Below are 16262 nucleotides of genomic sequence, written 5' to 3' on the forward strand. Positions count from 1 at the left end.
TTGACCCGTCAGTGGTCGGGCATGTGCTGAGCGGCAACTATGGTTCTGCAGTGCGCTCCCTGATCAGCGCGGGATCGAATGCCGTCACCGGCAACACGCCGCGCGTTCGGCAAGCTGTGGCGGATCTTCTCTTGCGCAACGGCGCCAACACGACTGGCCCCGAGCTCGAGCAGCTTGTCGGCGAGACCGTCCGCCGCATTCAGTTCGTGCAGGAAATGGCGCGCGGTGCGCGTAGTGCGGCGAGCGGTGCAATCGCAGCAGCGCCGTCCGCAACCAAGAAACCGAAGATGTTCCCCACAAGGAAAGCCAATTGATGAGTGAGCGAAATCAGGAAACGGGGCAATTCACCACCACGGCTTATGGTGAGGAAGGGCTTTTGCGAGACGCTGGTTACGTGCCCTACAAGGACGATAGCGCCTCTGAGCAGCCGGACGAGCTGACCGTAGACGATGCCGCAGCCAACCTCACGGCTTCGCGTACTGCGGAAGCTGAGATTAGGACTTTTAGTCCGATCGATCTGCCAGACAACGTAGCTCTCACGCTGGACCAGGCCGCGAAGCTTCGCAGCGATGCTATAGACGCGGAGCGGACCCAGGCTCAGCAGGATGAGGACGAAAATTTCCGCAAAGAGATCGACGAACTGCGCGGCGTAACGACTGAAGAGAAAGTCGCAGAGCCGGCCTTTGATCCTGAAAAGGCGATGGAGCATCCCCAGGTAAAGGATGCAATCCAGAAGGTTACGGCCGAGACCGAGGCGGCCCGGCTCCAGCACGTCAGCGGCCTAGCGGCTGCAACGCAGATGGCGGAAGCAACGTTCTTTAGCCAGTTTCCCGAGCTCGCCGGCCTTGATGGCGAACAGCGCGTTCAAGCCTTCGCGGCAATTGCGCAGAATGATCCTCAGCGCGCCGAGCAAATCAGGGCGAGCGTCAACGGCATCGCAAACCTGTTCCAGCAATACAGTGCTGAGAACGGCAAGCTGACTGCCGAGCGCGAAGCGAAGTTCAAAGTCTACGCCAAGGCAGAGAGCGACCGTTTCGAGGAAATGATCAAGGACACTCCGAAGGCCCGACGCGCCGAGATCGAGGGTGCGATCGTCGAGGCAATCAAAGAATACGGCGGCGACGCCCAGGAATTTGCGAGGCTGATGCAGGGCAGCGAGTTTGCGAGCGCAACCGTACAGCGATTGCTGTGGGATGTTGGCCGGCTCCGCCTGGTTGACAAGGCCGCCAAACCTGCGCCGGGACGCCAGCCGCTTCCCCCGGTGCAGAGGCCGGGCGCCCGCGGATCAGTTAAGGCAGCCAACGAGGCGCGGTCAGTTGCTGCTCTGTCCGCTCGGTTGGCCGAGAGTGGAAGCATTGACGATGCAGTGGCGCTTTACCAGGCGCGCCGGAAAGGCTGACAATGGACGACAACCGAACTTTTATCGATCAAGACCTATCCCGCTCGGTGCATGTCACGGGTAGGGAATCCACACCTGACGAAATGGCGATGGAGTTTGCCAAGCTGGGTTTGGCTGAACGTGTCGAGCATCTGGAGTTGATCGCGGGTGAAGACCGGGAATATTCGGTCGAAGAGGCCGCAAAGCAATTCCGCTACCGTAAGGCGCTGGCTTCGATGCACGAGCGGTTGCGCAAGGTGGGCCGGTGACCGAAAGCCTGTTTCAGAATTGGTGCACGTTGAACGGTGTGCAGCCGGTCCCGGTGGCGCCGCATGTTGTCGCGCGGTTCATTGCGGACATTACCCCACTCGGCATCGACAAGGTTTGGCCGGCAGTGCAGGAGATTTCCCGCACTCACTACACGGTCGGTCTGGCCGACCCGACGCTAGGCCATCCGGTGGCGACGCTTGTTACGGAGATTGGGGCGGTTGAGCCGCCGCGGTCCTGGGACAAGGAACACAAGCTGCGCTTCAAGTCGCTGCCGTATGACTTGCAGCTCTATATCGCGGCCAAGGAAGCACAGCGAGAGGTTACGATGCGTCGCGTGTTTAGCGAGCGCGACAACCTCAAGAACGAATTGAAGGCAATCAAGGAAGCAGCATGAAAGTCGCCAAGAGTGTTGAGGAGCGCATTCGCGAAGCGATGGCGGATGCAAACGCCTATATCGACAAGCGAGCGGCCGAAGTCGCGAAGACCTGTCCGGGCGTCCCGCTCGGCTCTATCCGCAATTCCATCACTCGCGGCATACGTTGCGCTTGTGCAGCGGCATTGCTGATCGCTGAGGAAAGCGATGGCCGGGCTGCTTGATCGCATCGCCGATCCGACCTTGTGGGCTGAGGTGGAGGAGCGTAACGCGTTGGTTGCCCATCTCGCGAATTGGGCCGGCACGACACCCGACAATGCGCGGGCCTGGCTGGACGCAAACGACGCCCAGGCGATCGAGACCGCACGGCGTATCCTCAATTCCGAGCCGTACACTGACGTTCCAGTGGAGCATTCGTATCACTGATGAGCTGGGCATCGAAGATCAAGGCACACGGGCAGAAGCAGGCGCGAGCTAAGGCCCCTGCCCGCCCCAAGCCCGTCGTGCAGGAGTGTTACGTTACGGTACGGCGGCCGACCGAGAATGACCCCGGCGAGGTGGCGCCGGCCTATTTCACCGTTGAAAACGATCACATCACGCTGACAACGGATCGCGGCGAGCCGATCGGCAAGCCAGTGGCTTTGAACGGGCAAGATCCCCGCCGAATTGCCGGCGTACTGGCACATCAAAAGCGGAAAGACGGCGGCGACTTCAACCGGCGGCTGGAGTATTCCTCTGGGGGGATCGTCTGATGCTAGATATTGAACACTCTTGTCCCGACCGGCGGCGCAAATTCGCCCAACTCAGCCAACCCGCAGGTAATGGCTTCCTTAGCGGTCAGGAACAGATCGGCGCTCCTGTGGACGCTCCACTGGTCCTCCGACAGGGAGAGATGGGCGCGCAGAATGGCCTCGGTGCGCTGATCGTCGGCCACAACACTGTGTGCGATGGCGTTAAGGCGCTCGGCCGTTGCCGGCTGACCGGGGGAAGTCGTTCTATGGATCATGAAGGTTGCGTATGTGCTAACCTTACGTTTCTTCGCGCCGAGATAGGCGATTGTTGCGATCGAGCTGACATTTCCCGCGTTGTAGAGCGTTAGATCAACGGGAAACGTTCGGAAGAAATTGTAGAGGCAGACGCCATCGGAGACGTTCCCTCCCCACGATTGAAACAAGATGTGCAACTCGGGATTTTGCGCGATGTTTTGGGCGCTGGTCATCGAGTTAAAGAACTTGGCGACAGCCTGCGTGTCAATTCCACCCGCGAACACCGCGTAGATGCTATTTGTCGTTGGCGCTGATTGCTGATCCATGGAAGCCCCCCCCGTTCGGGCACTCAACCGAAACGGGCGCTCAAATGCAATGCCCAAATTGAACCGCATGACTATCAATAATCATCCCGCATGGATGTGGAGATGAGCCATGGACGTGATCGATCCTCACAACGTCACCGACCTGTTTTTTGACGGCATCCACGAAGTGAAAATCATGGCGGGCGTTGTCCGCATCACGCTCTACAGCCGACAGGATGACACAGGCGTTGTTGTCGCGCGGCTCGCGTTGCCTCTCTCGGAATTTCCCGATGTGATCCAGGCGCTCGCCATTGCGCAAGCCGAGGCGGCAAAGAGCCAGCCGCCAACGAATTGATGCCGGACCTGTTGCTTAGCGCGGCAGATTTTTGCGCTTCAGTGCTGCAATTATGTTGCCGATCAATGCCCCAAGCCCGGCGCCGGCAAACATGAGCGCGAGCACCGCGAGGCCCAGCAGCACCACAACGGCCAGTCCGTCCATCAGCATCATGAACATAGGGTTCTAGCCTCCCGACGGGAATCAACCGGAGCGGGCGCACGAAAGCAACTCCCCGAGAGGGAGTGATTTCGTTAGCAAATCAGGGTAAGCTGTCCGTGGGTGTGAGAACCCGGACCGAAATAGGCCGGCCGTCGATTGGCGTCGATGGCTGCCGAAAGCGCAGCAGGCCTTGGCGGGCTTGCTAGGGCGCTACTGGAGCGCCTTGGCGGGCGCGCCGTTCTGGCTTTATGCCGGGGGCGTTGCGCCATGTCCAGAGCCTTGCGGCTTAAAAGCGCGGCGACCTGTCTTTCGGCAGGTTCTCACCCCCCGGCTGCCCGAGCCGATTTCGGGCAAACGGCTGTGAGAAGCCAAACCGAAAGAACCACCATGAAAAACCAACACGTCCTAGACGCCCTTGGCGAGCCCCAGGAATCGTTCGCCGCGCTCGCGGCTGCCGTGCACCCCGCCTGGCACCAGGCCATCATACGACTCGCCAACGTCGGGGAGCGCATATGCGAGCGGCTGGGGTGGGTCTTGGATCATAACCAGGACAACGACCCTAGCAGCGAGTACGCCAGAAACTGCCGGGAGCTGGTCGATATGATGCTGGAATATCTCGACGGCATCGATCCTGATCCGGATCTCGAACCTTCGTTCGGTTCGGTACCGTATGGCTACGGTCCCGGCGCCGACGAATGCGAGCCGCCAGAGGATGCGGAGCCGTCCCTAGGCTCTCTCGACCGCGCTCTAGATCAAGTCCGCTGGGCGATGGGCGCTTGCGACGATCTCGAGCATGAGCACGATGGGCGCGAGCCTGAAGAGCGGGAGGATGATCCCGCCGAGAGCGGGATTGCCGATTGGGAAGGCCTGTTGGAACAGGTTGGCATGCGGGACTGGACCGGCACCGTGATGGCCTGAGAGAGCGCTGCCGGGCTCGAAATTCCCTGTCCCCCCGGCAGCGTTTCATTCTCAAACTGAGCACTGAAATCCCAGTTGGTTTTCACTGTGCAGAGTTCATGCCAAAGGTTTGTGACAGGCCCGCCGGTTCACGCTGGCGGGCCTCGCCGTTTGAGTCGGTATGCGATCAGTCGAAGGGCGATGGCACCGGCGAAAATTGCCACGCCCAAGGAGGTGAAAACGTCAGGATCGAAGCCTTGGTCGATTGTACGTTCGTTTGTGCGCTGGGAGGCAAAGACAGGCGCAAGTAATTGATTTTGTTGATATTCTGGCGGAAGGGGTGGGATTCGAACCCACGGTACCCTTGCGGGCACGCCGGTTTTCAAGACCGGTGCCTTAAACCACTCGGCCACCCTTCCGGATCAGTATTTTCAATGGCTTAGCGTCGGCTGTAGCCGAACGCAACGCGAACTTGGACCCATTCTGGACCCAACGAGTGGTAGCGGTCATCAACCGCATATTGGCGCCGCTTGCAAGCAACATCGCACCGAACATCACAGGTCAGGCGACGCGGTGCCCCCTACTTCAAGAAGCTCGCCGCCAAGGCGCCAAGCGCCGCGGCGACGGACTGGTTAGCATTCTTGGACCGCTTCCGCTTCGCGTAACTCCGGAGAAGAACGGCCGGGTCATCGCCGATCCGCTGAGCCACGGTATGGACAGGAATGCCGGCATCAAGGAGCGCCGTCGAGTGGATGCCTCGCAGGTCGTGGAACCTTGTCTTGCCAAAGCTGGGAAGCTCGGCCTTGCGGGCCTGCTCCCTGAGATAGTCAGCCCGGCGCGCGAATTCCTTTGAGAAGTTGCGCGGGTTGCGCGGCTTGGTGAAATCGAAGTCCTCGCCGGGTTCGGGCGCCGCCGGAAACATCAGGGCGACGGCCGGCAGCTTGATGAGCGATAGGTCGACCGAGACTGTCCCATCGGGAATGCCCGCGAGGATCCGCTGCTGAAGCTCCCTCTCCTTTCGGAGCATGGCTAGCGTGGCATCATCGATCTCAATCGTGCGAAGGCCGCGCTTAGTCTTTGGCGGTTTGAGCCTCAGGCCGAATTTCTTTGTCTGTTCCCACGCGCGCTCAATGCGGAGCGTCTTCTTCTCAATGTCGAGATCGGTCCAGCGAAGCGCCAGCAGTTCATTGCGCCGCGCTCCCGTGGCCGCGGCGAGTACGACGACGGGGTAAAGGCTGGATGGCTCGAAGCCCGCGATCAGCCGAGCAAGCTCGGCGTCGTCCAGGCCCTCGCCGATCTCATCAACTTCCGCCTCCTCATCATCGAAAATCTCCCCTTCGGGGTTTGGGACTTGCTCGACCCGCAGCATGGGATTGCTGGCGATCGTGCCCTTCCGATGGGCGGTCGCTAGACAGGCCCCGAAAACGGTATGAACGTGATGCGCCGTCCTCGGCGCGATCTCGCCCCTGGTCTCGATGTTGGCGTAAAGCTTGTCGATCTCAGGCGCGCGCAGTTGCTGCAACGGACGTTGCCCGAGTACCGGTTTCACATGCGTCCGCAGCAACTGCCCGTAGCGTTCCAAGGTCCGCTGGCTGACCTTCTTGCGTCGGCGACCTGGCGCCCCAGCATCCAACCATTGTTCGATCCAGTCGCCGACGGTCACTTTCGTCGGGTCTACGTGATCGCCTGTGTCGGCGTCACGTAAGCGCGCCCGCAATTCCTTGCGCGCGTCGCCAAGCGTACCACGGACCGTCTTGGTGAACCGCTTGCCGTTCACGCGGTACCGAAGGCGATAGACACCCTCCCCGCGCTGATCGATGCTCCCCTCGCCATGGGATCGTTTTGCGGCTCGGCCGTTTGGCTCTTTCGACATTCGATGCCTCATTCCGCAGCTGCTTCTGGCAGCAGAAGTTGACGGATAATCTGGATGCCTTCGAAAGTTAGTTGCGCATCGACCAGCAGAGCCACCGCGCCGCTTCGATCACGGTGGCCAAACTCGCAAGTCCCTTTTCCCGGCCGGCGCTTCCACCCGAAGACAATCATCGCCCTTGGCTCCCGCCTATAGACGTGGATCGACGTGTGACCGTCCAGCTTCGGCGCCGGCGGAATGGCTGCCTGCTCGGAGAGCAAGAAGCTCAATGCCTCAACGAATGTTCGTGCCCCAGTCCAGGGGCAACGATCTCCCTTCTTCCCAACGAACGGCGCGAAGGCGAGCCTTTGGACGCGTTCGTCGGTATCGGAGAGGTTGTCAGTGGCCAAAACAGCGGTGAGCAGACGAGCGACCGTGTCGGGCGTGGCTTCCGCTCCGCTGCCGCGTCCGCGGCCCTTTGGAGCGGGCAGGAGGCTCATCCGGACAAGCGCGCGCTGGCGCTCGTACAGAGCCTGTTCGGTTAGCCCCAAAAGGGGCGCCAAAGTCGGGAGAAGGCTGGTCAAACTGGTCATGGCCATTCCAAACTAGACAAGATTTCTGGTGAGTGTCCAGAAATAAATGTTGTGAGTTCGGCTCAATCGAGTTTATATCTGGTCAATCACCAGAAATCGGAGCGAGCCGTTATGAGTGTGAATTCGACCCCAGAACAGGAGAGCCGACGGCTCGTTTACGACCTTTGGCCCGAAGTCGGTCAGATGCTCGGCATCACGAAATATGCCGCGTACGAGGCTGCTAAGCGCGGTGAAATTCCAACCATCAAAATAGGCAGGCTGCTGAAAGTGCCGAAAGCGGCCTTTGACAAGATGCTTGAACAGGCAGGTGTCCGTTAGGGCGCGCTGCAAGTTGTCGCCCTCGGCGTTCTCGCCGTCGGCGCTCTGCCCCGCCCGGATGTACGGCGGTGGCACCGGCGGCACGCCGGCTCTTTCTCCGTCTTCCCGGCGTGCCGCCAAACCTGACCATCGATCGGTAACGACCGGGCGGCGCTGCCGCCTAAGTAGCGCGGGGCCCCGCGCTGCGCGGCAACGCAGGCAGGCCCCATAAGATCACCGACGTTAAGGGAAACGCCGGCATGCCCGCAGATAACGAACAAGTGGCCGGCCCGCAAGGCAAGCGAGGCGCGCGCCGAACGCGCACGCGCGAGGATCGCGAAAAGCGGAACGCGGCCTTTACTCAGAAGCGGCGCGGTCGCCCGAAAGGGGCCCGACGTGCCTTCTTCGACGACGATGATCGTTTCGCGATCGCAATGATCGCCTGCGGTGAACATCTTTTGGGAATTCCGCGCTATCACGCGGCATACATTGCCCTGGCTCTGACGTCAGACGGTCCGATCGATGCCAGATCCATAGACGACGCTATGCAGCTGTCGGGCGGTCCGCGATATGCGACGCTACCGGGCGCTTCGTACACCCTCATTGCAAAGTGCGATACTCCGAAGACAGTCGCGGAAGCAGACTGGATCGCATCGTCAGCGGCCCTACTCTACGGGCTCATCAAGCTGCACGTAGCGTCGCGAGACGCTGCCGATCCGACGCGCCTCAGGATGACCTTCGACGGTTTGGCCGTGCGCGGCTGGGGACCGACGCTGCTGAAGCTTGCCGAAAAGCTCGCAGCGATCGGCGCATCGAACCTTCCGCCGATTGAGGCGCCTGTTCCGTCCCACGTTCGAGCGCGGCTGAATGGGTTCACTTCGAAATCAAAATCGTGAGCTTCAACAATGTTTTGCTTCTCGCATTTCTTCAGGATCGCGACGTCCGGCCGGATCGCGCTACTCGTCGCGATTGGCCGGCGGGACCCGGCGTCCCGCCAATCACATTCCCGCCGGGAACATGACTGATGAAGCAGCGCCGCACAAAGCGCGCCAACTCTGCGCAGATATTCGCGTTCCCGTCGTCGAGGCATTGCCGGATCGTTGCATTCATCGCGGCCGAGATGCGGAAGAAGTCCTCGCTGGATGAGGCCGAGGGATATCTCATCGGCCATTTGGACATGGAATGGAGCCGGCTCGCCGATCTGGGCATCACCGATACCGAGATCGAATTGCACTGCCGCGCCTTCGCGAAAGCCGCTTGGCAGATTGTCTTCAAAGATCACCCGACATGGGGCGCAGCATGAACGAAAAGGCCGTGTCGCGAGCAGTACGCGAAGCGCGGCGCGAAGTCGCGCCGGCCGATCCCGTAGGGCCGAAGGGCGATCCACGCTTGCACGTCCACATCGCCAGCCCGACTGCGAAGGTGATGCTTCTTCCGGGTCGCTTTCGCGGGGCCGACTTCATCAAGAGCCACGTCGCCTACGTCCTTGCGCGAGACGCCGAACGAGGCGAACAGCACGTTCGGAGAAATCTTCGGGCTATCCGCCGTACGCTTGAGGCAATGGGCGTCGATCAAGGGGCGATCGACGCGGAAGTGCGGTCTGTCGAAAGCGCGGTTCGCCGCGAAATTTGGCGGCAGGTGCTGTTGCCAGGCGGTGACCAATGAGCAGCACCGCGGCTGCTCGCCGGTTCGTCCCGGCGAATGAGAAAACCAAAGCGGACGGTCGAGCAACAGATCGTGACAATATCGCCCCGCTTCGGGTGCGCGATCTGAACAAATTCTATCGCGATAGCTACGGTCTGGAACTGCCCCCCGATGAAGACGGCCGATACGCAGCCTACATGTGGCTGCTGCACACGGCCCGAACCGGCGCTGACGCAGAGCGGCGCATGGACAACTTTTTGGAGCTTCGCGCCCCTTGGATGCCGAGCGCGGAGCGCAGAGCCGCAAAAGAAGCGGCTTTCGCGTCAACAAAGTTCTACAGCGCGGACGAGCTCGCAGTCGAATTTGGCATCACGTACGCGAAGCGCACCGCTCTAGGCCTCACGACGATCGGATCGATCGACGTCGACGCCGCACAACGGAAAGCCATCCGGAAGAAAAAACAGCGCGACCGGCAACGAGAGCGACGCTCGCGTGAGCGCCTTCGCCGGAAGCCGGAGTTAGCCGCGCCCGCCCGGCGAGCGGACGCGATAACTGAAATCTTGCCGCCGGGGGAATGGGTCGACGTCAGCCTGATCTGCGCGGAACTCAAGCGCGGTAAGGCGATCCCCTTTGCAAGTTTGACCGGCAAAACCCTCACCGCCGCCGTTCATCGCGCGATCGAACACGGCATCAACGAAGGTCGGCTTCAGAAGCGTGTTGTGCCCGGGCCGAAGATGCCGATTGCGCAGATCGCCAAACGAGGCACTCGCTGATGCCACCCTCCCCCGGTTCAGGCTGCGCACGCATCTTGATATCGATATCCGCACGATATCAAGAACGCGTGCGCAGCCCTAATTTGAGGCTGCGCACGCAAATCGGATATCGATATCAAAACCGCGTGCGCAGCAATTCTTCTTACTTCAGAAGATTGCTGCCGACGGTTCGGCAGGCCGCAACGGTGAGCACCTGCCCCCGATTGGATTTCGGCCACATCGTGCGAGCGCCGGGCGCGCTTCGGCGCGCGCCGGCGACTGGGCAGTCTCCCGGTATTCGTCAGATCAACGCAGGGACGCGACCATGACTGATGGCATCGAACTGTTCACCTTGCGGCAACGTCGGACTGCCGCCGGTGACACCTATTTCACTGGCAAACTTGGAAACGCCGCCATCGTCGTGATCCGCGACGACTTCGAACGCGATCTGTGGAAGGTCATCGCCGGCGACCCCTTTCAGACCCGGCGTGACCGTCCATCGCCTGCGCGCGCCATAGCGCCGCCGGCTGACGATGGCGACCGCGACGAAGGCGACGATGACGAAGGCGACGCATTCGACGACATTTCCGAAGACCTCTTCACCTCTTGAAAGGAAAGCAATGCCGAAGATTGATGACGCGTGGTTCACGGGCGAATTCGGCCAGCAACTGCGGCAGACCGCTGACCAGCTGCCGCAGCGACGCCCGGGTAAACTCCCGCCAGCGACACAGAGAGCCGTCGACGATATCAACCGGCGATATCCCGACGAACTGGACGACGAGATCCCCCTGTAAGCCATGAAGCCACATAGGAGGCGCGCTGATGCGCGCTCCCGTCGGACACGACGCGGTAGCGGGTACTCGCAGCCAACGCACGCTAGGCCCCTCCGCGCGTCACGGCGCGCCCATCCAAAGGCAATGGTGAAAACGCTTAGGGACCGTATGACGGGCGGCGATCGGGTGCGGCACGAAGCGCCCCGATATTTGAGCATATTCCGAGTTTTGAAAATTCCGGTTTCCTTACCGCCTCGAAGCCAGATTTCGTCGGTTGACCAACGTGTTGCCGACGAATTTTTATAGGATCGCGTTTTCTCTGCTTCATCGCGTAGCGTGGCTTCCACTGTGTTGGGACACTTCGGAAGGAGCACGCATCATGTCTTGGCGACAACTCACATCGGCGAGCGACGGAACGACCGTCTACGTGAACACGGCGATGGTCACGCATGTCGCACCTTCCGGCACGGGCGCCAAAATCACGTTCTCTCTGCAAACCGAAGGTCATCCCGTCTCCGTCGCGGTGACGCAGACGCCGGCACAGGTCCTATCGGCTGAAACTGTGACCTAACGGTCGCAACAGTGCCGGGGAGCGTTCACGCAATGCACTTTCAAAAAATCATCTCGCCCGCGAAAAAAGCGGCAAATCTTGCGGACGCCGCGGCCGCGCTCCGTGCAGCGGAGCGCGCGTACCGGACGGCGCTGGCCGGCGGCGACCTGATTGGCGCCATTCGAGCGAAGGAGCTGGTCAACTCGGCCGAGGTCGCGCTCGAAGTTGCGCGCGTGGCAATTGAAGGCGCCGGCGAATGACGGTCCTCTACCACATCGCCGACCGGGTTCTTAACCGGCCGCTCATGATCCATCCGGACAAGCTGTCGCTGATCGCGTCGATCTTGGACGGTCGGATCGGGATCGATAGCGCTTCACTCGGCGCGGTCGAAGCCGATTACCTCAAGAAGGCCGCTCCCGGCTCGTCTAGGTTTGTTGGGAATTACGAGCCGAACGATCCCAAGAACCCGGCAGCCGGCCGGAAGCCATACCGGACGACAGCCGACGGGATCGCGCTGATCACAGTCATGGGCAGCCTTGTGAACCGCGGCGCTTGGATTGGTTCGTATTCCGGCCTTCAGAGCTATGAAGGCTTGAAATTCCAGATCAGCGCCGCGGCGCGCGACAAAGACGTCCGATCGATCATCCTCGATCTGGACACGCCGGGCGGCGAAGCGGTCGGCGCCTTCGAAGTCGCCGACGTTGTTCGCGAGGCGGCGCAGACGAAGGAAGTCGTCGCGATCGTCAACGGCATGGCCGCGAGCGCGGGTTATGCGATCGCCAGCGGCGCGACGCGGATCGTCATAACGTCGTCCGGCATCGCCGGGTCGGTCGGCGTCGTCATGCTTCACGCCGACTACTCGAAACGACTGGAGAAGGAAGGCGTCAAGCCGACGCTGATCCACGCCGGCGCGCGCAAGGTCGACGGAAATCCGTACACGCCGCTGAGCACAGAGGTCAAAGGCGAGCTCCAGGCCGAAATCGACCGCTTCTATGACCTGTTCGTCGCCAGCGTCGCCAAGGGGCGGCCGGGTATGAGCGAAGACGCAATTCGCGCGACCGAAGCGCGAACCTACATCGGGGCCGACGCTGTCGCGGTCGGTCTTGCCGATGCCGTCGGCAGTTTTGAGGCTGTTGTCTCCGAACTGACGACATCAGCGCAATTGCTCCGCCTCCCCCCGCCTCCGGCGGCGGTGACGTTCACAGCGGCTGATCTCGCAGCCGCGCGCGCCGAAGGGCGCGCGGAAGGCCTCGCACTGAGCGTGACCGATGCTGGCCTTTCCGCTGCGATGGCTCGGATCGACGGGGTTTTGAGCCTGCCCGCAGCGCATGGCCGGCGAAAGTTTGCCCAGCACCTTGCGTCCCAGACCCGCATCCCGATCGAAAATATCGCGGCCATATTGGAGCATTCGCCGACCGAAGCTGAGGTTCTTCGCGCCGATCTCCGCGGGCGCGACCCACAGCTCGGTCTTGTACTCGACGTAAAGGAAGCGCCATGACCTTCAAGTCAAAGTCCGCTGCGCTGAGCGCCCGGATCGACACGCTCGATAAGGAAATTGCGGCCGGAGCCGCTGCCCTCGCGGATCTGCAAACAAGGCGTCGCGAGGCTATCCGCGACGGCGACGACGCGGCGGCCGGCAGGCTCGAAGAGAGCATCGCCACCGCAGAACGCAAGGCGGCGCTACAGGCTGAACGTCGGGAAATCCTCGCTGCTGAGCACGAAGCGGCTCTCGAACGTGACGCCCGCGAGGAGTTCGAGCGGCGCCGCGCCGCGCAGGAGGAAGTGAACGCGAGGGTAGCGGCTGCTGCGCAAAAGGCACTTCGCAAGGCTTGGGATGTCCTAACCCCGGTGCTTCGAGAATTGGCGGAAGCGCGGGCGGCCACCGATCTTCTGAATAAGGCCGCACCAGGGGGCTTTTCCCAGCTTCCCTACGCGGACGATCTCGCGCGCGGCGCTCCCGCGCTGCCTCGCGTCGAGATTTCGATAAAGCCCGTCGAGCTATGGTGCTTCGCCAGCAATGGCAACCGCGTTGCCGATCAGGGTGCCGTTCAAGGCGGCAGTTTGCTCGCTGGATTTGGCGCGCTAAAGCCGCAGCCGTGCGTAAAGCGACGCTTCCGCCACGTTCGGTACCATCCGGCGGAAGATCCGCGATCCGCTGCGCCGATTTCGACGGATCTTCGCTTCCCTCGATGGGATAGCGCCGGCCCGCTCTTTGATGGGGCATTCGTTATTCCGGATGGGGTCGCAGCTGCATTGAGCACGATCGAGGCGAACCAGAAGGGAAAGACCGCACGTCCGGTCCTCGAAGAATTCATCGCTCTCGACGACACCGCATCCGACGCTGCGTAACTGACTAGCGGAGCGGAAACTCTCTGCCTCTACCCCGATCCACCTAAAACGACACGAGGTATTTCATGAGCCAAAGTTCGACCGCCGCTGATGCTGTCAAGGCTGAACGTAACCGCTTCGCAGCGATCAACGCGCTGCCGGAAGCCAAGGGTCGCGAAAAGCTCGCGATGACGCTGGCCGCCACGACCGATATGTCGGTCGATCAAGCCAAGGCCGCTCTTGCTGTAGCTCCCATCGCAACCTTCGGCGCCCGCGCCAGCGACAGCGGTATCGGTCTGTCCATCGACCACGGCCAGTTGCAGCCGCAGAACAGTCAGAACGTGTCGGCCATGTGGGACGCCGCCCTGACCTCTCGCGGCATGAAGCTCAGATAATCGCAGTCGGCGCATCTGAGCTTGCGCCGCCGGCCTGTCCGGCGACGTTTCGGAGGTCCCAGGGAAAGGGCACTCATGACCATAATCACGAAATTTACCTGCAACAGCTGCGGCGCGGCGACAACGATCACGGGATCTGATGTCGCAGAGCCCCCGGCGGGATGGGGCGCCTACAAACTGGAAGTCGACGCGGCAGCGATCGTTACGCGGCATTGGTGCCCCAACTGCGTCGACGAGCGCGCAAACCAGTTCCGTCGTCCACCTGCGGGCGCCGCGAGCGAAGCGGATCGGAACGCAGCACTGTGAAGCAGTTCGACGCATCCCAGGTTGTTCGACATGGCCTGAGGATCGGCGTCGTCTAGGGCCGCGGGTTTCGTTGCTGGAAGCCGCGGCCCGTTTTTTTAAAGGAGGCGACAATCGCTAAGATCATAGAGGCTCGTGCCGTAATCAGCGCCGAAGACAAAACCGGCGCTGTCTTCGACAAGATCGCGAAGAAAATCGAAGGTATCGCCAAGTCGGCGAAGTCGTCGAAGGAAGTCGACGCGCTGGCGAAATCGCTGACGCGCGCGCAACAGCAAATGGCCGCGATCGATCGCTTCGCGACCGCTAAGGGCGGCTTCTCTGACGCCCGGACGAAGTTCCGGGAAGCGCAGCTGGGCGTCGAAGCGGCCGCGAAGGCAATGAAGCGAGGCGAGAGCGATGCCGCCGCGCTCGCCCGCTCCTACGAGAAAGCGCAGCAAGCCGCCAGCCGGACCGCTGCCGCGCTGGACAAACAGCGCAGTGCATTCGTCAACGCGAAGCGCGGGCTTGAAGAATTCGGCGTTCCGATCAACCGCGCCGTGGCGCAGCAAGAGAAGCTGCGCGTCGCGGTCGAGCGGACAAGTGCAGCGCTTGATCGGCAGGCGGCAAAGTCCGAACGATCGGCTCGCAGGCGCGAAATGCTGTCCACTGCCGCTGGTCTCGCCGGCGGCTTCCTCGCGCATCAGGTCAAGCACGGCGCCGGCGAGGTGATCCGCACCTATCGAGAATTCGATAAAGAACGCCGCTTCGGTAAGGCGGTCATGGGCCTGTCCGATGACGAACAGGCGCCGCTTGTGGCGCAGGCGATCCACATGGGCGCCAGGACGAAGTACAACGATGTGCAAGTTCTGGAAGCCCAGCGCGAACTTGCCGCCCGCGGCCTCAATAAAAATCAGGTCATGGGCATGATGGATCCGGCTGCGCAGCTGGGCATGTCTCTGGACCTGTCGTTGCCAGACGCCGCTCGACAGATGGAAGGCGCTATCTTCGGCTTCAAGAAGGACACGTCAACGCTTGAAGCGGCGAAGGCGGCGGCGAAGCAAACTGCCGACTACCAGGTCAAAGCGGCGAAGCTGTCCGGCATGACGCCGGAAGATCTTCGCCAGCTGTACAAGTTCGGCGCGACGCCGGCCCGGATGGGCAAGATCAGCGAAGCGTCCTTGCTGGGTTTCGGCGGCGTTCTGAAGAAGGCGAACATCGGCGGCGACGAAGCCGGCGTCGCCTTCCGCGCGCTGATGGCGACCGCGCAGGCGCCGACGGCGGGCGCTAAGACCGCCTTGCTCGCGAACGGGCTGAACTACAAGAACTATCAGCGCGTCCCTGATCAACTGGCCGTCGATCCTTTCGCTGAAGACGTCGCGGCGCGCTACGGCGTGAAGCTGAATAAGGACACGCGCTCAGGTCTTGCGAAGATCTTTTCGAACAAAGATCTGATTTCTGATCCTGCAAAGTTCAACCCGGCAGTGACAGCGCTTCTGCGGGATCAGCTAGAAGGGAACGATGCGAAGTCGCTGAAGTCAATCGCTGGCGCTGCCGGCCGGTATCGCGACAAGTCGGTCAACGACGTCGACACAAACGCCTTCATCAAGGATTTGCTGCCGAAGCTGTCTAACAACCTGCCGCTGGCGAATGCGCTATTCGGGTCGAAGCAGGGTGGCCGCATCGCGACCGCGCTTGGCGACAGCGATACGCTGAAGCACATCATCAGCGAAATTGAACAGCATTCCGAGGGATATTCGGAAAAGATCGCCAGCGAGCGCATGTCCGGCTTCGACGGTGCAGTCTCGCGCCTTGAAGGCGCGATGAAGAACCTTGAAACGTCGATCGGCCGCGCCTTCGATGCCGACGGCAAGGGCGGCGCTCTCACGTGGGCTACTGACCTGGCAGGGAGGGCAATTCAAGGCACCGCTGAACTTCCGCCATGGGCAGTTGGCGCTGGGGCCGCCGCCGCTGCCGGCGGCGGCCTGTACGGTGCCTGGAAATTCGGCAAGACGATTTTCGGTGGCTTCGGCTTGTCGTCCTCGGCGATCGCGCTGGACGGGTCCGCCGCCGCGCTCACGGCGGCCGCTGCGGAGC

General features: G+C 61.7%; 26 protein-coding genes and 1 tRNA gene. 22 read left to right on the forward strand and 5 right to left on the reverse strand.

Annotated elements, in window-relative coordinates:
• From CWO91_RS43440 to CWO91_RS36615, 7 genes are all read left to right on the forward strand, one after another.
• The coding region (locus tag CWO91_RS43440) for a hypothetical protein (RefSeq protein WP_165405963.1) at positions 1–314 on the forward strand (314 nt) is incomplete at its 5' end.
• Positions 314–1399, forward strand: coding sequence for a hypothetical protein (locus tag CWO91_RS36590; RefSeq protein WP_130220305.1), 1086 nt, complete (start codon positions 314–316; stop codon positions 1397–1399). The genes CWO91_RS43440 and CWO91_RS36590, both read left to right, overlap by 1 nt.
• A 2-nt stretch (positions 1400–1401) precedes the next feature.
• A complete protein-coding gene (locus CWO91_RS36595; RefSeq protein ID WP_130220306.1) occupies positions 1402–1647 on the forward strand; it encodes a hypothetical protein in 246 nt (81 codons plus the stop codon).
• Entirely contained in the window at positions 1644–2042 is a 399-nt protein-coding gene (locus CWO91_RS36600; RefSeq protein ID WP_130220307.1) for a hypothetical protein, read from the forward strand. The genes CWO91_RS36595 and CWO91_RS36600 overlap by 4 nt, the downstream gene beginning before the upstream one ends.
• Entirely contained in the window at positions 2039–2245 is a 207-nt protein-coding gene (locus tag CWO91_RS36605) for a hypothetical protein (RefSeq protein WP_130220308.1), read from the forward strand. The genes CWO91_RS36600 and CWO91_RS36605 overlap by 4 nt, the downstream gene beginning before the upstream one ends.
• Entirely contained in the window at positions 2229–2447 is a 219-nt protein-coding gene (locus tag CWO91_RS36610; RefSeq protein ID WP_130220309.1) for a hypothetical protein, read from the forward strand. The genes CWO91_RS36605 and CWO91_RS36610 overlap by 17 nt, the downstream gene beginning before the upstream one ends.
• The gene (locus CWO91_RS36615) at positions 2447–2773 is read left to right on the forward strand and encodes a hypothetical protein (protein ID WP_130220310.1); all 327 of its coding nucleotides are present in this window, start codon (positions 2447–2449) and stop codon (positions 2771–2773) included. Before CWO91_RS36610 ends, CWO91_RS36615 begins: the two co-directional genes overlap by 1 nt.
• Positions 2774–2775: 2 nt before the next feature.
• Here CWO91_RS36615 and CWO91_RS36620 read toward each other — a convergent pair whose 3' ends face one another.
• Positions 2776–3333, reverse strand: a complete 558-nt coding sequence (locus tag CWO91_RS36620) for an ATP-dependent Clp protease proteolytic subunit (protein ID WP_165405964.1) — start codon at positions 3331–3333, stop codon at positions 2776–2778.
• 109 nt (positions 3334–3442) lie between these two features.
• Between CWO91_RS36620 and CWO91_RS36625 the strand changes: the two genes are divergently transcribed.
• The gene (locus tag CWO91_RS36625) at positions 3443–3667 is read left to right on the forward strand and encodes a hypothetical protein (protein WP_130220312.1); all 225 of its coding nucleotides are present in this window, start codon (positions 3443–3445) and stop codon (positions 3665–3667) included.
• 15 nt (positions 3668–3682) lie between these two features.
• Here CWO91_RS36625 and CWO91_RS43445 read toward each other — a convergent pair whose 3' ends face one another.
• A complete protein-coding gene (locus CWO91_RS43445; protein WP_165405965.1) occupies positions 3683–3826 on the reverse strand; it encodes a hypothetical protein in 144 nt (47 codons plus the stop codon).
• A 369-nt stretch (positions 3827–4195) separates the two neighbouring features.
• On the opposite strand from CWO91_RS43445, the gene CWO91_RS36630 reads away from it, so the two are divergent.
• Positions 4196–4726 (forward strand): hypothetical protein, encoded by a 531-nt coding sequence (locus CWO91_RS36630; RefSeq protein ID WP_130220313.1) that lies wholly within the window; start codon positions 4196–4198, stop codon positions 4724–4726.
• A 308-nt stretch (positions 4727–5034) separates the two neighbouring features.
• Here the strand turns inward: CWO91_RS36630 and CWO91_RS36635 are convergent.
• From CWO91_RS36635 to CWO91_RS36645, 3 genes are all read right to left on the reverse strand, one after another.
• A tRNA-Ser gene (locus CWO91_RS36635) sits at positions 5035–5124 on the reverse strand.
• 161 nt (positions 5125–5285) lie between these two features.
• Positions 5286–6578: a site-specific integrase gene (locus CWO91_RS36640; RefSeq protein WP_165405966.1), complete on the reverse strand. Its 1293-nt coding sequence runs from the start codon at positions 6576–6578 to the stop codon at positions 5286–5288.
• Between the two features lie 8 nt (positions 6579–6586).
• Positions 6587–7147, reverse strand: a complete 561-nt coding sequence (locus tag CWO91_RS36645; RefSeq protein WP_130220315.1) for a hypothetical protein — start codon at positions 7145–7147, stop codon at positions 6587–6589.
• A gap of 183 nt (positions 7148–7330) precedes the next feature.
• Here CWO91_RS36645 and CWO91_RS36650 point away from each other — a divergent pair, with 183 nt between their 5' ends.
• The 13 genes from CWO91_RS36650 to CWO91_RS36705 all read left to right on the forward strand — a co-directional run.
• A complete protein-coding gene (locus CWO91_RS36650) occupies positions 7331–7465 on the forward strand; it encodes a helix-turn-helix domain-containing protein (protein ID WP_245471488.1) in 135 nt (44 codons plus the stop codon).
• A 239-nt stretch (positions 7466–7704) separates the two neighbouring features.
• Complete coding sequence (locus CWO91_RS36655) at positions 7705–8340, forward strand: hypothetical protein (protein WP_130220317.1); 636 nt, start codon at positions 7705–7707, stop codon at positions 8338–8340.
• Positions 8341–8468: 128 nt separating this feature from the next.
• Positions 8469–8747: a DUF6074 family protein gene (locus tag CWO91_RS36660; protein WP_130220318.1), complete on the forward strand. Its 279-nt coding sequence runs from the start codon at positions 8469–8471 to the stop codon at positions 8745–8747.
• A 122-nt stretch (positions 8748–8869) separates the two neighbouring features.
• Complete coding sequence (locus CWO91_RS45635; protein ID WP_433995598.1) at positions 8870–9109, forward strand: DUF6074 family protein; 240 nt, start codon at positions 8870–8872, stop codon at positions 9107–9109.
• Positions 9106–9861, forward strand: a complete 756-nt coding sequence (locus CWO91_RS36670) for a hypothetical protein (protein WP_130220320.1) — start codon at positions 9106–9108, stop codon at positions 9859–9861. The genes CWO91_RS45635 and CWO91_RS36670 overlap by 4 nt, the downstream gene beginning before the upstream one ends.
• 304 nt (positions 9862–10165) lie before the next feature.
• Positions 10166–10450: a hypothetical protein gene (locus tag CWO91_RS36675; protein ID WP_130220321.1), complete on the forward strand. Its 285-nt coding sequence runs from the start codon at positions 10166–10168 to the stop codon at positions 10448–10450.
• Positions 10451–10460: 10 nt separating this feature from the next.
• Entirely contained in the window at positions 10461–10634 is a 174-nt protein-coding gene (locus tag CWO91_RS43450) for a hypothetical protein (protein ID WP_165405967.1), read from the forward strand.
• A 358-nt stretch (positions 10635–10992) separates the two neighbouring features.
• Positions 10993–11184: a hypothetical protein gene (locus CWO91_RS36680; RefSeq protein ID WP_130220322.1), complete on the forward strand. Its 192-nt coding sequence runs from the start codon at positions 10993–10995 to the stop codon at positions 11182–11184.
• Between the two features lie 11 nt (positions 11185–11195).
• Positions 11196–11423 (forward strand): hypothetical protein, encoded by a 228-nt coding sequence (locus tag CWO91_RS36685; protein ID WP_130220323.1) that lies wholly within the window; start codon positions 11196–11198, stop codon positions 11421–11423.
• Positions 11420–12661 carry a S49 family peptidase gene (locus tag CWO91_RS36690; RefSeq protein WP_130220324.1) on the forward strand — a complete coding sequence of 414 codons (1242 nt, stop codon included), beginning with the start codon at positions 11420–11422 and terminating at the stop codon, positions 12659–12661. The genes CWO91_RS36685 and CWO91_RS36690 overlap by 4 nt, the downstream gene beginning before the upstream one ends.
• Positions 12658–13512 (forward strand): hypothetical protein, encoded by an 855-nt coding sequence (locus CWO91_RS36695; RefSeq protein WP_130220325.1) that lies wholly within the window; start codon positions 12658–12660, stop codon positions 13510–13512. Before CWO91_RS36690 ends, CWO91_RS36695 begins: the two co-directional genes overlap by 4 nt.
• A gap of 65 nt (positions 13513–13577) precedes the next feature.
• Positions 13578–13886, forward strand: coding sequence for a hypothetical protein (locus CWO91_RS36700; RefSeq protein WP_130220326.1), 309 nt, complete (start codon positions 13578–13580; stop codon positions 13884–13886).
• Between the two features lie 578 nt (positions 13887–14464).
• On the forward strand, positions 14465–16262 hold a 1798-nt coding region (locus CWO91_RS36705), incomplete at its 3' end, for a phage tail tape measure protein (RefSeq protein ID WP_130220327.1).

The sequence above is a fragment of the Bradyrhizobium genosp. SA-3 genome, from assembly GCF_004212635.1.
GTDB lineage: Bacteria > Pseudomonadota > Alphaproteobacteria > Rhizobiales > Xanthobacteraceae > Bradyrhizobium.

Bases quoted from the DNA above. Each gene is read 5' to 3' on its own strand.
- CWO91_RS36695 (WP_130220325.1), top strand. From the start codon at position 12,658: ATGACCTTCAAGTCAAAGTCCGCTGCGCTGAGCGCCCGGATCGACACG.
- CWO91_RS36690 (WP_130220324.1), top strand. From the start codon at position 11,420: ATGACGGTCCTCTACCACATCGCCGACCGGGTTCTTAACCGGCCGCTC.
- CWO91_RS36660 (WP_130220318.1), top strand. From the start codon at position 8,469: ATGAAGCAGCGCCGCACAAAGCGCGCCAACTCTGCGCAGATATTCGCG.
- CWO91_RS43450 (WP_165405967.1), top strand. From the start codon at position 10,461: ATGCCGAAGATTGATGACGCGTGGTTCACGGGCGAATTCGGCCAGCAA.
- CWO91_RS36675 (WP_130220321.1), top strand. From the start codon at position 10,166: ATGACTGATGGCATCGAACTGTTCACCTTGCGGCAACGTCGGACTGCC.
- CWO91_RS36615 (WP_130220310.1), top strand. From the start codon at position 2,447: ATGAGCTGGGCATCGAAGATCAAGGCACACGGGCAGAAGCAGGCGCGA.
- CWO91_RS45635 (WP_433995598.1), top strand. From the start codon at position 8,870: ATGCTTCTTCCGGGTCGCTTTCGCGGGGCCGACTTCATCAAGAGCCAC.
- CWO91_RS36605 (WP_130220308.1), top strand. From the start codon at position 2,039: ATGAAAGTCGCCAAGAGTGTTGAGGAGCGCATTCGCGAAGCGATGGCG.
- CWO91_RS36645 (WP_130220315.1), bottom strand. From the start codon at position 7,147: ATGACCAGTTTGACCAGCCTTCTCCCGACTTTGGCGCCCCTTTTGGGG.
- CWO91_RS36700 (WP_130220326.1), top strand. From the start codon at position 13,578: ATGAGCCAAAGTTCGACCGCCGCTGATGCTGTCAAGGCTGAACGTAAC.
- CWO91_RS36620 (WP_165405964.1), bottom strand. From the start codon at position 3,333: ATGGATCAGCAATCAGCGCCAACGACAAATAGCATCTACGCGGTGTTC.
- CWO91_RS36640 (WP_165405966.1), bottom strand. From the start codon at position 6,578: ATGTCGAAAGAGCCAAACGGCCGAGCCGCAAAACGATCCCATGGCGAG.
- CWO91_RS36590 (WP_130220305.1), top strand. From the start codon at position 314: ATGAGTGAGCGAAATCAGGAAACGGGGCAATTCACCACCACGGCTTAT.
- CWO91_RS36610 (WP_130220309.1), top strand. From the start codon at position 2,229: ATGGCCGGGCTGCTTGATCGCATCGCCGATCCGACCTTGTGGGCTGAG.
- CWO91_RS36670 (WP_130220320.1), top strand. From the start codon at position 9,106: ATGAGCAGCACCGCGGCTGCTCGCCGGTTCGTCCCGGCGAATGAGAAA.
- CWO91_RS36630 (WP_130220313.1), top strand. From the start codon at position 4,196: ATGAAAAACCAACACGTCCTAGACGCCCTTGGCGAGCCCCAGGAATCG.
- CWO91_RS43445 (WP_165405965.1), bottom strand. From the start codon at position 3,826: ATGTTCATGATGCTGATGGACGGACTGGCCGTTGTGGTGCTGCTGGGC.
- CWO91_RS36680 (WP_130220322.1), top strand. From the start codon at position 10,993: ATGTCTTGGCGACAACTCACATCGGCGAGCGACGGAACGACCGTCTAC.
- CWO91_RS36650 (WP_245471488.1), top strand. From the start codon at position 7,331: ATGCTCGGCATCACGAAATATGCCGCGTACGAGGCTGCTAAGCGCGGT.
- CWO91_RS36655 (WP_130220317.1), top strand. From the start codon at position 7,705: ATGCCCGCAGATAACGAACAAGTGGCCGGCCCGCAAGGCAAGCGAGGC.
- CWO91_RS36625 (WP_130220312.1), top strand. From the start codon at position 3,443: ATGGACGTGATCGATCCTCACAACGTCACCGACCTGTTTTTTGACGGC.
- CWO91_RS36595 (WP_130220306.1), top strand. From the start codon at position 1,402: ATGGACGACAACCGAACTTTTATCGATCAAGACCTATCCCGCTCGGTG.